At 36.2% G+C, this 13,590-nt stretch carries 14 protein-coding genes; all 14 read right to left on the bottom strand.

What is annotated here, in order from left to right; genetic code table 11:
* Nucleotides 1-26: 26 nt before the first annotated feature.
* The 14 genes from MRU_RS09585 to mcrB all read right to left on the bottom strand — a co-directional run bounded on the left by MRU_RS09585 (nucleotide 27) and on the right by mcrB (nucleotide 12,792).
* Nucleotides 27-1,505, bottom strand: a complete 1,479-nt coding sequence (locus tag MRU_RS09585; protein WP_012956713.1) for a methanogenesis marker 14 protein — start codon at nucleotides 1,503-1,505, stop codon at nucleotides 27-29.
* A gap of 410 nt (nucleotides 1,506-1,915) precedes the next feature.
* On the bottom strand, nucleotides 1,916-2,848 hold the full coding sequence (mtrH, locus tag MRU_RS09590; protein WP_048812509.1) for a tetrahydromethanopterin S-methyltransferase subunit H: 933 nt from the start codon (nucleotides 2,846-2,848) through the stop codon (nucleotides 1,916-1,918).
* 15 nt (nucleotides 2,849-2,863) lie between these two features.
* Nucleotides 2,864-3,115 carry a tetrahydromethanopterin S-methyltransferase subunit MtrG gene (mtrG, locus tag MRU_RS09595; protein WP_012956715.1) on the bottom strand — a complete coding sequence of 84 codons (252 nt, stop codon included), beginning with the start codon at nucleotides 3,113-3,115 and terminating at the stop codon, nucleotides 2,864-2,866.
* An 11-nt stretch (nucleotides 3,116-3,126) separates the two neighbouring features.
* Nucleotides 3,127-3,333, bottom strand: a complete 207-nt coding sequence (locus MRU_RS09600; protein WP_012956716.1) for a tetrahydromethanopterin S-methyltransferase subunit F — start codon at nucleotides 3,331-3,333, stop codon at nucleotides 3,127-3,129.
* Between the two features lie 15 nt (nucleotides 3,334-3,348).
* Nucleotides 3,349-4,086 carry a tetrahydromethanopterin S-methyltransferase subunit A gene (mtrA, locus tag MRU_RS09605; protein WP_012956717.1) on the bottom strand — a complete coding sequence of 246 codons (738 nt, stop codon included), beginning with the start codon at nucleotides 4,084-4,086 and terminating at the stop codon, nucleotides 3,349-3,351.
* Complete coding sequence (locus MRU_RS09610; protein WP_012956718.1) at nucleotides 4,087-4,407, bottom strand: tetrahydromethanopterin S-methyltransferase subunit B; 321 nt, start codon at nucleotides 4,405-4,407, stop codon at nucleotides 4,087-4,089.
* Nucleotides 4,408-4,421: 14 nt separating this feature from the next.
* Nucleotides 4,422-5,240, bottom strand: coding sequence for a tetrahydromethanopterin S-methyltransferase subunit MtrC (gene mtrC / locus MRU_RS09615; RefSeq protein ID WP_012956719.1), 819 nt, complete (start codon nucleotides 5,238-5,240; stop codon nucleotides 4,422-4,424).
* 1 nt (nucleotide 5,241) lies between these two features.
* Nucleotides 5,242-5,943, bottom strand: coding sequence for a tetrahydromethanopterin S-methyltransferase subunit D (gene mtrD / locus MRU_RS09620; protein WP_012956720.1), 702 nt, complete (start codon nucleotides 5,941-5,943; stop codon nucleotides 5,242-5,244).
* Nucleotides 5,944-5,955: 12 nt separating this feature from the next.
* Nucleotides 5,956-6,828: a tetrahydromethanopterin S-methyltransferase subunit E gene (gene mtrE, locus MRU_RS09625; protein WP_012956721.1), complete on the bottom strand. Its 873-nt coding sequence runs from the start codon at nucleotides 6,826-6,828 to the stop codon at nucleotides 5,956-5,958.
* Between the two features lie 1,027 nt (nucleotides 6,829-7,855).
* Nucleotides 7,856-9,508 (bottom strand): coenzyme-B sulfoethylthiotransferase subunit alpha, encoded by a 1,653-nt coding sequence (gene mcrA / locus MRU_RS09630; RefSeq protein ID WP_012956722.1) that lies wholly within the window; start codon nucleotides 9,506-9,508, stop codon nucleotides 7,856-7,858.
* Nucleotides 9,509-9,522: 14 nt separating this feature from the next.
* On the bottom strand, nucleotides 9,523-10,275 hold the full coding sequence (gene mcrG, locus MRU_RS09635; RefSeq protein WP_012956723.1) for a coenzyme-B sulfoethylthiotransferase subunit gamma: 753 nt from the start codon (nucleotides 10,273-10,275) through the stop codon (nucleotides 9,523-9,525).
* A gap of 2 nt (nucleotides 10,276-10,277) precedes the next feature.
* Complete coding sequence (gene mcrC, locus MRU_RS09640) at nucleotides 10,278-10,874, bottom strand: methyl-coenzyme M reductase I operon protein C (RefSeq protein WP_012956724.1); 597 nt, start codon at nucleotides 10,872-10,874, stop codon at nucleotides 10,278-10,280.
* A 31-nt stretch (nucleotides 10,875-10,905) separates the two neighbouring features.
* A complete protein-coding gene (gene mcrD / locus MRU_RS09645; RefSeq protein WP_012956725.1) occupies nucleotides 10,906-11,361 on the bottom strand; it encodes a methyl-coenzyme M reductase operon protein D in 456 nt (151 codons plus the stop codon).
* Nucleotides 11,362-11,460: 99 nt separating this feature from the next.
* Nucleotides 11,461-12,792 carry a coenzyme-B sulfoethylthiotransferase subunit beta gene (gene mcrB / locus MRU_RS09650; RefSeq protein ID WP_012956726.1) on the bottom strand — a complete coding sequence of 444 codons (1,332 nt, stop codon included), beginning with the start codon at nucleotides 12,790-12,792 and terminating at the stop codon, nucleotides 11,461-11,463.
* Nucleotides 12,793-13,590: the final 798 nt, after the last annotated feature.

Here is a 13,590-nt window from a genome sequence, read left to right on the forward strand (position 1 = left end):
AAAAGAAAAAATAAAAAAGGTACTGATTATTCTATAGTACCTTGAGCTTGCATTCTCTTCTTTAAAATACATCTTTCTCCTTGGTTTCCTCCAAGAGGGTTCTTTTGAGTTCCCATGGAGTTCATACAACGAGCCATGATTGCAGAACCGAGAGCAAGACCATCCTCAACAAATACAACATCCTTGAACTTGTCTTGAGCATACTCTAAAATAAGCTCTGGCTTCTTACCAGTTATTCCAGCTCTTCCAGTGACTCCTAAAATGGAACCGTCAAGGATAAGGTTCTCTTCAAATGCAACATCAAGAACTCTGTATACGATGTTTGCGCTTACGTGGTCCATAGTGGCAAGGAGTGTTGGAATTCCTTCATCCTCATAGATCTTTGCTCCTATTTCAACCAATCCGTCAAGGCCGTCTGCATTTGTTCCCACATCACATCCTATAAGACATGTACCTGCTGCCTTTGCTCCTGCAGCGTCTAATGGGACAGTACCGAATCTATCGATTCCTTCTGGAACCTTGCAGATGTTAATGAGCTCATGAGCTTCTTTAGCATATTGTTTTGCTTTTTCTTGGTGTTTCTTACCATCTGCCTTTTTAAGTAGTTTAGGATCAAATAGGTCCAATGCTGCACCATTCTTTTGGTCGATTTGCTTGGAACCTTTAGCTAATGAGTCTGAAATAACACCAGCCAAACCTAGGAAGTTACCTACAGTGCTTGCATAAGGCTCATCCTTGTTTACAATACGTCCTGCTAAGGTGGAACCAAAGTCTAAAGATACACAAGGGTTTCTATAGTCTACTTCAGTCCATTTAGCACCTAATTTGATTCCTGCAGTTACAAGTTCACCTTCCATTTCATTTGCTACAACTTCCTTACCTTTTGGTGGAACTACACTTACTACCGCTCCATCAAACATTACATTATCCAGGAGAGTGTATTTTTGAAGTCTTTTTGGAAGATGTGCTGAAGACATGGCTGGAGCCATTTTTGTATGGGATATTCCTGCATCCAAACAGCCATCTGCTAAAGCTTTTACCATTTGCCCCACTTCTTGAGTAGTGGCAAAACCTGCAGTTACCCCAGTGGATCTTACTACAAAGTCTAAATCTTCATCCATATCTACATGAGCTTTTTTAAGTGATTCTAATACAGTGTCTTTAATCATATCTGCAACAGATTCTTTAGAAAGTTCAATACCCCAAACTGTTTTACCGAAGACCTCTTCATCAGGTTTAGGGGCTCTAACATCCCTTGTCATATTCACAGTTTTATTGATTAGATAAGATTGGCTGTTGTTTAGGTTAGTAGCCATAATAACACATTTGGTAGTGGTGTTTCCTAACTCTACAGAAGCAGTGACATAATATTCATCCTGTTGTGCTACCATAACACCTGGGCCTTGAGGCCTGTTACCTGCTTTTAAAATACTTAAATCCCTTGATTGACTTTCAGCAATAATTGGCTTAGGTCCCTTATTAAAAATTTTATCTAAAAAAGACATATAAAAATCCCCATAATCTTTCTATATAATATATAGTATTTTCATTAAATAATATAAATTTTGTTAAAAAATTTTGAGAATAAATAAACTAGTGTGAAAATTAGAAATTTAAAATTAAATATTTGTTAAAAAATGTTAAAATAAAATAAGATAAAATAAGATAGAATAAGATAGAATAAGATAGAATAAGATAAAATAAGATAAGATAAGATAAAATAAGATAAGATAAGATAAATTAGATAAAATTAGATAAAATAAGATAAAAAAAGATAAAAATGTTAAAAAAAAGTTAAAAATGTTAAAAAAAAGTTAAAAATGTTAAAAAAAAGTTAAAAATTTAAAAATATAAAAAGAAATAATTTGAAAAAAGATTAGATGAAATAAATCATCTAATCTCGGACCCTTTCAAATTATAATAACAAGTTCAATGGGTGTGCTTCAATAGGTTCGGTACCGATATCTCTTGCTGCTTCAGCAATCATAATATCTGCCATACCACATGCTGGGAATGCGAGTCTTGAGTTTTCGATAGGACCGAAAAGTACGAAGTCTCCACCAGCCATTTGTTGTACGATGTTAGAACCTATATCACATACAGGCCATGCTTCTTTGTGTTCTTTTTTGTATTGTCTTAACCAATCCCATGCGGAAGGTACGTTGTGAATACCGGAACCTACAGGGTATCCCCATTTAGCTTTTACAGCGTAGGAAGTTCTTACTGCAGGACCTGCACCTTGACCTAAAGGAGTAACTGCTACGTCCATCCAAGGTTTGGTAATACCACATCTTTCTGCCATTTCGAGAATACCTTCGTCGATAACAGATCCACCGGTTTCCCAGATTTCGAGTTTACCAGGTACACCAGGGGTCATTGGGTTGAAACCTAAGAGAATGGATGCGTCGATGTCAGAGTTAGCTACAGCTTCGATTTCTCCAGCTTCTGCTGCCATACTTAAGGAGTTGTATACAGCTCTTTCAGCTAATCCTGCTTCTTGTACGTATTCTACACCTGCAATCTTTGCAGCTGCAGCAGTTGAGTCGATAAGGAAAGGTTTGTCACAGATGTCCCCTACAAATTCTAAGTATTTAACCATAGCTTCTGCAGTAGCACCGAAAGTTTGTACAACACAAGGGTTTCCGGTTACATCAGACATTTCTTCCATTGTTTTAATTAATCCTTCAGCAGCGTCTTTATCAAAGTCTCCTGCTTTTTCATCACTAATAATTTTGTGTCCGCCGTAAAAGATAGTTCCTGCTAAAACGGTAGGGTATTCTCCAGGTTGTCCTCCCATTTTTACTCCAGCAATATCTACGACGAGTTGTTCTTTATCAAATCTAAACATTTATAATCCTCCAATTTAGACTAAGCTTGTAAGCATAGTACTCATTGCACTTACCAAACCAAATTCAATAGATACTATTAAAATTACAAGACCTAAAATAATACCATATAAAATACCAATATCTCTACCGTTTTGTTGTCCTAAACGTTGGAAGTATTCACCAACAGCGAATTCTACTTTTTCTTCAGCTTCATCCAATTTATTAATTGCAGCTGCCATATCATCGGTAGATACAATAATTTGAGGTACTGATTCTTCTTCAGACATTTATAACACCTCTATAAACCACATAATTTAGCTAAGTATGGAATAACAACTGCTAAAGCAAGAGCTAATCCAATACCAATAGCCATTCCAGAAAATCTGGTGCTGATTACGCCAGCAAATAATCTTCCTTCTCTACCTAAGAGCTTTGCACGGTATTCTACATTATTAGAAGCATTTCTAATACCACGAGTATTTGGTTTGTTTGAAAATCTAACCATTTATAAAACCTCCAGTTATGCACCTAATAATGGTGCCATTAATAACAAGAAACCGATTACTAAAGTGAATATTAATCCAATCATGATACCTTGGACTTTTCCTGAATAGTTACCTGCCATATTTCTTTGTACAGCACCAACTAATTTTACTTGAGTGTCAATGTTTCTGATTCTTGCTTCAAGTAATGCAGTTTCAGCGGAAATAGGACGAATTTCTTCACCTTCATCTTCGTCGTCATCTCCTTCTTTCACTTCAATAACCATAGCATCTTCTTCAAAAGCACCAGGATCTTTCTCGATACATTCTTTTACTTTTGCAGTGATTGCTCCACCGTCTTCGTTGTCGATCAAGTCAACAAGTTCTACTTGTTGTTGGAATCTTTCTACACCTTCCATAGGAATGTTTTCTACGAAAGGAATAGCACCGGTAGCACCAGTGATCTTTTTCTTTTCAGGGTCGCAACCATTTTCATGTAATGCTTGGATACTTTGACCAGTAATGTGACCTTGCACTTCAGCACCACAAAGGATTAAGAATCTGATGTTTGGGTTTGAAATAATGTTTGCAACAACTTTTTCAATACCTAAGTTTTCAGTCTTACAAGGTCCAGCAATAGCTGCTCCAGCAGCAGCTGGAATATCTTCATTGTGAGAAGCTAAGGTAGTTACAGCAACAGGACTTTCAGGGTCCCCTACAATGTAGTCTCCACTTACTACAGGCCAGTTATCAGCAGCAGGTTTTTTGTCAGCCATCTATAAAACCCCCATAGCTGTTAATATAGGCATTGCTGCCATGATAAGGAACATTCCTATAATAAATCCATAAACCATATTGGTCAATGTTCCTGCAATAACAAAGTTACCTTCTCTTCCTGGGAAGGAACCTAATGGTGCGGAATTAGGATCTAAGGAATTCATTAATTCATCAGCAGCCGCTTCGACTTTTGCGATTTCTCCATTTATCTCATCCATTGAAAGAATGATTAAATCTCCACCACCTGCACCGAGAAGACCGGTTTCAGGATCAAGATTTAAGTTTAATTCAGGAATAAATTGTATTAAAGGTAATACCATCTATAACAACCTCCTTATTCCTCAACTTTTGGCCATAATCCGGACCATTTAACAGATGCTGCAGCTTCGTAGGAAGCATTAACAAACATTTTAAATGAGACGTACCAGCCGATAAGTCCAACAACTAAAATTGCAAACCATGCGTATCCTCCAGCGGAAATTGCGAGAATACCAGTAATAATCATGGTTAAGAATGCAGTGGATGCACCACATTTAAGAGTTCTAACTTGATCTTCGTTAGGTCCTAAACATGCGTTGAATGGGTGTTGGATAGCCATAGTAACTAATATGTAAAAGAGAGCAATGAATCCAGGAGCTACAACAGCGGTTAATAATAAATCAATAGAGTATCCACCTGCAATTGCAGAGGAGAATCCGAGAACAGCTAAAGCAGCAGCACCAGCGATTTCAGCTGTGCATCTTTCCATAACAGGGATTTTCATTCCAACAATCTTCTTAGCAACAATTGCAACTAATAAACCAATGAGCATTGCAAATACTAATGCAAGTATTGGTCCGAGCATTTCTAATCCTTTTAATTTAAATGCTGCAATTATACCTACACCTGCTAATGCACCGATTACACCTATACCTAAAGACATGTAACCAATAGAAGGTACACCAGTACCTAAACCGTAACTTGCTACACTACGAATAGCAAGAACTCCCCAAAGAATTGCACAAACTGCACCAAGACATGCAATGACTGGTCCAATAGTAGGCTCAAAACTTGACGCATAAATACCAATTAATCCACCGATAATACCAACTGCTAACATTACATTAGCATTTACAGCACCTTCTGCAGGTGCTCCACTTCCTCCAGCAGACATCTTAAATACCTCCTATCATTAAAACCATGAAAATAGCAGCTACAAGAGAAACAACAGCACAAGCGAGGATTCCAGTTGGGAGTCTTTTGAATTTAGGGTCTACGAAACCTTCAATAGTACCTCCAATGTTATAGGAAGCAGTTACTGAATTGATAAAGAACATACCTACAGAGAGAATAGCTGCTAAACCAGCGATAACAGTAGCGTCAAATCCAGTTAAGTTTGCAGTAGCAAATTCATTAATTGCCCAGTAGACTAATCCTCCACCAGCACCACCAAGTAAACCACCGATGATACCACTTATGTAACAGACGGTAGGAATACCGTGTCCTTCGGTACCTGGGGTTTTGTATTTTTCTTGGTTCCAACCAGTAATTGGGTCGACTGCTGCTTTACCAGATGCTGGTACTACACCAACACCGAAAATATAAATAAAGTTACCAATAAGCATGGTGATACCCATCATTAACATGGAACCAACTGCACCTGCTAATACGATTAACCATACTGGTTGACCGGTCATAGAAGCTGCGGTAATTAGTCCAGTTAATCCTGCACCAGCTGCTAACATTGCGGTACCAGTTCCTACACCGGTAGCGGTAGCCATAGCTGCAGGAGCACCACCTACAGGAATGAAGTGTACACCTCCACCCATAATAATACCTGCGATTACAACACATATAATAAATATTAAAAGATCCATAATGTAACCTCCTTATTCCTCATATGGTCCGAATTTTGCTCTTGTAGACTTTTCAAGTAAGTAATTAGCAGCGATTAATAAAATAACGATGACAATACCTACAATTTGTCCTCCTAAAGCTCCGAATACAACAGTAATCCAGAAGCTTACGAAAACAATAAGTCCAAAACAGAATCCGGTTAAAGGTCCACCATATTTAGCACAGAAGTTACCTACATCGATAGAGTTTTTAGCACCGAGAGGAGCTTTAGTTACGATATCCCCTTGAATCGCTACAGGAGTACCTCCACCGTAGTCGAATTTTTGGTATTCACTTTCTGCACCATAATGAACATCCCCTGTGGATGATCCGATTGCACCAATAGTAATTCCCCAAAGTACAGCGAGTAATGGTAATGGGAATGGGTGTCCAAGTCCGTCTAATGGAAGAGTCATTAAATAAGCGATTCCTACAATACCGAAACTAGCTATAAAACCATGAGCTGCGATAGGGCCTAAGGATTGGGTTAATACGTCCATAAATAATGGTTGTTCAAATTGAGATTGACCGACAATCCTTCCCATGTGTGATGTGACTGTATAAATTGCGTGAACAAGTGCAGCGACAGTAGAACCCATTGCAATTGCCACTATAGGTATAATACCCATACCCATAGCAAGAGCTGCAATAGCACCGGAAATACCACACCAGCATCCGTATGCTACTGGTTCCCCAGAAGCTGCCTTATTTATCATACGGTGTAAGTGTCCCATTTGTGGAGCGAGCTGAACCTGAGAGTTAGGGTTACTTTGTGAACCGATGTCAGATTCTAAGTCCTCTGCAGCACCTGCAATGGTTGCTGCTGCACCCATCAATGCGACTACACCTAATGTAATAGGGTCCATATTTTCTTTTCCTCCTTAAATTTTATTAAATTTTAATTATTTAATAAATAAATAAGTGATTAAAATTTCCCTTTTTTTAATCACTTTTAGACATATTCCAACTCAAATATAAAATACATAAAGACAACTAAAAAACGGCCTAAATAATGGACTAAAAAATAATCATTATTTAGACCATAATTAGAACATCCTATAGTAATTTTATACTTTATGATTATACTTCAAAACTTAAACAAGATTTTTAAATCAAATAAGCCAAAGTAAACCACTCAGCTTTTAATCTAGCTAGATTAAATCCTTAGTTAGTTAAGAATGAAATATTTGATGAATAAATCTAAAAATCTTAATAATTAAACAACGAATAATTAAAAAGATAAATTTTGTGAAAAACTTATTTCAAATCTAAAAAGATCACACGAATCAAATCTGAAATAGCATTTCATGTATAAAATTTGCAATTTTTGCAATATGTGAAAAATCGCAAATCAAGTTTATTTTAATAAAAATAAACTCTAAATTAATTGTTTTTGAGACAATTTAATGCCTCTAATTAATATTTTATTTTAAACTACATATATAAGTTTTACTAAAAAATCTCGAATTTTATCCATTATTTTTAGCAATGCCTAACAATTTAAGCGATTAATCAAAATTAATTGAATACATGTCAATTAAATTGAAGAAGTTTTTTCCCAAATTTGCTTTTAAAATAGTGAATAAAATAATGTCGAATTTGTAAATAAATTTTTTAATAAAAACCATTTCTTAATTAATAAATAAATGAATATAAATATAATATTTTTAAATTAAAATGAAATTTATAAGTTTCAAAAATGTTTGAAAAAAAATCCATTCTAATTTATACAAACAAATTTTTTTATTGAAAAAAATAAATAAGGTAAAACGGATTATTTCAATGGAATAAACCAATGAAAAGATTTTATGGAAAAACAATTCCAATAAAATCAATTCATTATGAAACAATCAGTTAAAAACCTTATTTATATAATTCCCGTTTACACCAAACTTATTTTGCTGGAATGATGATAGATCTTTCACCTGCAGGTTCGAATTCTCTTAAAGCACCTTTAGCGAATTCAGCTCTGACTTTGGTGAAGTCGAATGGTAAGTTCTTGTCAGCAAATGCAATCTTTACGAGAGGGTTAACTGCAAATGCGTCTCCACGAGCACTGTGAGGTGCTTGTGCGATACCTGCGTATTCACCTTGGTGACCTACGTTCATTGCATAGTTAGGATAGTTAGGTCCTCTTAATTCAAGTGGTAAACCTTCGTCGTTTCTGATTGCGAATACGTTAGCTGCACCACATTGATCTTGCAAGTCGTAACCGTAGAATCCTAATCTGGAATGTTGTTCTTTGTGTAAGTATTGTGCTAAGTACCATGCAGATAAACCGGTTTGTGCGTTTCCAGTTGCGAATGCAGTGGAAATACCTGAAGCTGCAGATACAACAGCAGCTCTTTGAGAACCACCGAAGTGAGTTTCAAGTAAAGCTGGGTATTCTTCGTATTGTTCTAATGAGTAGAATGTTACTGCAGAACCTACGTCAAGAACGGTGTCCATGTCGTTAGGTGCGGAACATAAGTCTCCGTATTTGTCTTCTACGTAATCTTTACCGAAGTAAGAGAAGTCGTCTAATACGTTATCGGTGTATGCTGCGGTAGCATATTGAGTAAATCCTACACCACCAGACATGTAAGAACCTAACCAGATTTGGTCGTATAAAGCAGCACCTAAAGCTACTACTTCTAATGCAGATTCTACAGGGTCGTCGGTTACTCTGGTTGCTTGACAGATATCTGCCATGAATCCGAATGGGACACCACCGAGTTCGTTACCTGCTCTTGCTCTTCTGATTGGTAAGTAAGTACCCATACCAATAACTTCTGCGTGTTTGGATGCGTATGCGAAGTCACCAGTAGCACCTTCACCTGCACATTGTCCGTATGCGGAAATCATGGACATACCAATTTGCATAGCAGACCATCTGGAGGTTGTACCACCGTCACAGACTCTACCTACAACAGATGGAACTCTTACAATTTGCCAAATAGCTCCGCCTACTTCAGCTTTTAAAGCTTCAGCTTGTTCTTCTGGGAACTCTTTGTTAATGTCTAATACAAATGCAGGGTCGATTTCTGCTGCTAAGTCGTCGTCACCGGTAAATACTTTTACGTAGGAGTCGTCTACGAGTAATGGGTTGGTTTCTACCATGTGTTCTTGTACTGCAGCTGCACCAGGCATAGCGTGGTTTACAACTTCTAAGTAGTTGGTAATGGTTTCAGGAGTTACTTCCATACCTAACCTTTTTTCGAGTACGTTGTGAGCAGTGTTTAAACCTACGATTACAGTTTTTCTGATATCGTCCCAAGCTTGTTGCATTGCTGCGTTGTTAATAAAGTGTAAGTCGTCCCCTTCTACGAAAGTGTCAGTACCGGATAATTGGTAGGACATTAAAGCTCTTTGACCAAGTGGGTTACCAATGTCTGGGTTGTACATTGGAATTCCTCTTGCTTCAGCGATTGCTTTACCTTCGTTTACAAATTCAGTTTTTCTTTCAGATTGAGTCCAACCGCCCATATTATAGAAGGTAGTAGTTTTTTCTTCTGGAGCTTCTTTGAACTTTTTAGTCATTGCATCTAAGAATTTTTTATCAGCCATTTTAATAAACCTCCTTAATATTCTGGGTTGTAACCAAATTGAGATCTAGTGACGTGTATTTGTCTTAAGACAGTTACAGCGTCTTCGTCGTCTTTATAAGCTTCACCATCACATCTGTAGATTGTGGTTTTAGCTCTGAGAGTTTCTTCGTCTAATGGTTCACCTAATACTACAGGTTCGTCTAATTCACGACCAATTTGGTCTTTTACCATTTCAACGTTACCGGTTTCTTTGTTGAGTACTTGTCTTCTTAACATGTCAAACATTAAACCGTTTTCGTCGAGTCTTAAAGAGTGACCGTGTACACCTGCACCTCTGATTCCAGTACGTGCAGTGTCAAAGTATTCGTTTTCTAAAATTTCTTTAGAAATTCTTTCTACATCTCTTTCACGAGCTTCGATAATTTGTCTTCCGGATAAGGTACCGGTATCGATTCCTCTGTATCTGTATACGTAGGATCTTGCTCTTAAGAAAGGTTGAGCTGGAGCAAAGTACATGGAGTCTACAAATTGGATGTATCTTACTCTGTCTCCTGCTTTTGCACCGTCAATAGGTTCTACAATTTCTCTAATAATGTCATCAGGTTCATCGAGTTCGTCGAGAGGTGGGTGAACGGATTTGTATTCTTCACCTGGAGCTCTGTGACCTAATAATTTTACTACATCTTCATCAGATATTTCTCTTAAAACTTCTAACTCAACATCTGGGTTAGTAAATTTTCTTCTGTTTTCAGCTACCTGAGAAGTTCCTGGATAATATTGTGCCATAATTATGCATCTCCTAATGTTAATCTAACTTTTCTAATAATCTCATCTAATTTTTCTTGAGAGACTGTTTGTCCCCTAATAACCCCTGATACTATGTTCATGATTTTACCTTCTGTCTTTACCTCATCAGGCATGACCTTTGCGGTTTTGACACCGATTTTTGCAAAATCTTCAAAGTCTACAGGATATTCACAAATAATAACACAAGGTTTGTTAACGTTACGCAAGATAAGTCTTGCTTTGTATGTAATATGATTTCTCACTCCACCTAAATGAACCACAATGACCTTGAACTTTTGCATCTGCTCGACTTCCTTGTCAGTCAAGCCGAATGCATTACCGGCACCTCCAGCAGGAGCATCATGCGGTACGCCGCTTCCTGCATCCAATATCATGGTGCTGGTCAATAGGTTGGCTTCGCGAAGACCGAAGGTGATTTCACAGACTGGCTTGGTAATGTGTCTTCTACCTGGAGACATTGCAACTGCCAAAACATCGCTTCCACATTCTGCAAAAGTTCCTCTTTGGGCAATTCCTCCTCCTTCACCAAGTCCTCTTGTTTCCCTGCAGTCTACAAGATGTGTGCATCTTCCAATCATATTATCTGACCCTTAATCAAACTAGATATTTTTATTCCAGACCATCTTTTCTTAGAATAGAGACATGTTCATTAAATTTAGAACGGGTATCTGCGATACCAATCAGTTCTTCAGGAATTTCTGTATTTTCACCATATTTCAATCCATCAGTAACTGTTTTTTGCTTACGGATGTATTGAGCCTTGCTAGTATTAATATCAAAACCAGTGTCAATATGCTTATCGCATATGGCTCTAATTTCCTCAATACCAGATTCATCATAGAGTTCTACAAAAATTCTACCAGTTTTAACCTTTAATTCAACTTCTTCGCCATTTACCACAATGATTCTGCGATCTCCATAGATTCTGTCAATCTCATCTTGTGGTGGGAGTCTTGGCCCTTGAATTACAGTTCTTTTAACTGAATCTAAAGATTCTAAATCATTTAATACCTTTTCAGTTGTGTCTGTACCTAAAATTCTGTGTGGAAATATTTCAATATCCATTATTTAACCTCAAATATTCAAATCAAAATGATTCAAATAATTTATTATTGTAATTGTGAATTTTAATTAGATTTTAATTAACAAAAATTAATTCGATAATTAGATGTCACCTTTAATCTCAGCAGCTGCTAAAGCAACATATTTGAGTGGTTCTCTGAATTCGTCAATCTCACTGTATACCTCTTTAATTAAACCAGAAGTTGCTTCTGGAGAGAAGAGTTGGGTACCAGCATCTAAAGCCATACCAGCAGCTACACAAGGGATGGTAAATCCTTTACTGTGTCTGGTTACTACGTGGTTACCGTTGAATAAACCAGGACCTCCTCCACCATAGATAGAGTGAGAGAAGAAAGAGAATCCAACAGCTACACCTTCAGCTCTACCGAAGTCAATACCAGGTAAACCGGTAGCGAATTCGATGTTGTCGTTGAAGTATAAAATAGTAGATGGAATACCTTGAGCAGCTCTTGCTGCACCTACGTTAACCATAATAGCAGCAGTACATCCAGCAGCAGCGTATGCGTTCCATTTAGCTGCATCGTTGGTTGCGTACATGTTGTAGTCGGTTAATTCTTTTTCTACAGCGATAACACCATCAGCTTCAGCTTTAGCAATGGTGTCTTGTACGATAGAACCTACGGTTCCTTCTTTTGCGTTGTCTTGTACGAGACCTAATACCATGTTGTCTGCGTTTAATCCTTGGTAAGCTAAACCTAATAAGTGCATTCTTTCGTATGCACCGACTGCGTCACCCATTTCAAACATAGCAGTTTGTTCAAAGATACTTGCAAGAGCAGTTGCTTGTAAAGTATTCTTTAAGGTAGCAGCTACGAAGTCGTTTGCTTTAATGTTTCTTAAAGAGTAACCTGGACCTTCTAATTTTTGTGGTACGTCTAACATGGTTTTTAAGTTGGATCCCATGTATTCTACAGATTGTGGGTATCTTCCTAAGATAGCAGCTTTTACCATGTTTGCGTCGTACATGCTTACGTCAAACTCTTTGATAATAGCTTGGGTTAATGCAGTTGCGGTAGCTAAGGTTGCTACGGAGTATTCTGCGGAAGAATCTAATCTGATAGTTGGAATTTGGACTAAAATCCTTTTTCCACCAGAGAGTATTTCACATTTAGTATCATCGTCTTCAGTTACTTGAAGCATTTCTTTTAAAGAAGCGTTAATGGAGTCAGCTTGAGCAACAATGTCAAGATCCATTTCTCTTCCTAAGATTTTAGATTTTGCTCCACCAACGGAAGCAGTTTTTAAAGATTTTTCGATACCTTCTAAGTTTACAGCTACAGTTCTTTTAACACCGCTAATAATGTTCTTAATAGCAGGGTTACGTAACGGACTTAGAGCTTCGATTGGTACATCAGATTCGACTAATGAACCTCTGTCGTCGTATAAATCGACTTTATCATCAAACTTTGCCAATTTTTTCCCTCCTTAATAAATAGAGTTAATATACCTCTCAAAAAAAACTTTATGTTTTAAGTTTTTCATGAGTAAGCCATAAAGCAAGTTTTTGCAATAGCCAGCTATTTGGTATACAAATATTATTTTATTTTAAATATAATATAAACATTATTCTAAGAATCAAATAGCAAAGTTTATAAGCAATAAACGATTCAAAATTTTTTATTATATTTGACTCAAAAAGTAATACTTTTCATTTTTAATTATAATTCTTGAATTGGAATAAAATAAGTGATTGATTAATATTTTATAAATTTAAAGTCCATAATTTGATTTCTCTAAATTATATCCCAGCATATTAGTCAAATAGGAAAAATACCCCTAATTTAAAAATGATGAAAAAAATCAAAAGTATTACTTTTAGGTTGATTTAAACTATTTTTTAAGGACATTAGAACAGTTATATATAAAATAAATATAAATTAAAGTTTTTACTCAAAAAATAAGCAAAATTTAGTCTTAAACAAAAAATACAAGATAGTACCACCAGGAGAATTAAAAAAATAATACTTTCTATTAATAAAAGAATTACAAAAAATAATATTTGAGAATAAATTAGTTTGAATATGGCTAAATTAATAATTTTTATGTATAAAAATAATACAAAAGAGCTAAAAAAAATTTCATAAAATTTTGGGATTTTTGAAAAATTTGAAAAAATTGAAAAAATTAGAAAAAATAATGGTTTTCTTAAAAAAATGCTAAAAAAAATAAAGCTAAAAATAGTTAAAAAATGTTAAAAAAAGTTATAAATAG

Origin of the sequence: Methanobrevibacter ruminantium M1, assembly GCF_000024185.1 — an archaeon.
GTDB classification, from domain to species: Archaea; Methanobacteriota; Methanobacteria; order Methanobacteriales; family Methanobacteriaceae; genus Methanobrevibacter; species Methanobrevibacter ruminantium.

Bases quoted from the DNA above. Each gene is read 5' to 3' on its own strand.
- mtrC (WP_012956719.1), bottom strand. From the start codon at position 5,240: ATGTCTGCTGGAGGAAGTGGAGCACCTGCAGAAGGTGCTGTAAATGCT.
- mcrA (WP_012956722.1), bottom strand. From the start codon at position 9,508: ATGGCTGATAAAAAATTCTTAGATGCAATGACTAAAAAGTTCAAAGAA.
- mcrC (WP_012956724.1), bottom strand. From the start codon at position 10,874: ATGATTGGAAGATGCACACATCTTGTAGACTGCAGGGAAACAAGAGGA.
- mcrD (WP_012956725.1), bottom strand. From the start codon at position 11,361: ATGGATATTGAAATATTTCCACACAGAATTTTAGGTACAGACACAACT.
- mtrE (WP_012956721.1), bottom strand. From the start codon at position 6,828: ATGGACCCTATTACATTAGGTGTAGTCGCATTGATGGGTGCAGCAGCA.
- mtrD (WP_012956720.1), bottom strand. From the start codon at position 5,943: ATGGATCTTTTAATATTTATTATATGTGTTGTAATCGCAGGTATTATT.
- MRU_RS09600 (WP_012956716.1), bottom strand. From the start codon at position 3,333: ATGGTTAGATTTTCAAACAAACCAAATACTCGTGGTATTAGAAATGCT.
- mtrH (WP_048812509.1), bottom strand. From the start codon at position 2,848: ATGTTTAGATTTGATAAAGAACAACTCGTCGTAGATATTGCTGGAGTA.
- mcrG (WP_012956723.1), bottom strand. From the start codon at position 10,275: ATGGCACAATATTATCCAGGAACTTCTCAGGTAGCTGAAAACAGAAGA.
- MRU_RS09610 (WP_012956718.1), bottom strand. From the start codon at position 4,407: ATGGTATTACCTTTAATACAATTTATTCCTGAATTAAACTTAAATCTT.
- mtrG (WP_012956715.1), bottom strand. From the start codon at position 3,115: ATGTCTGAAGAAGAATCAGTACCTCAAATTATTGTATCTACCGATGAT.
- MRU_RS09585 (WP_012956713.1), bottom strand. From the start codon at position 1,505: ATGTCTTTTTTAGATAAAATTTTTAATAAGGGACCTAAGCCAATTATT.
- mtrA (WP_012956717.1), bottom strand. From the start codon at position 4,086: ATGGCTGACAAAAAACCTGCTGCTGATAACTGGCCTGTAGTAAGTGGA.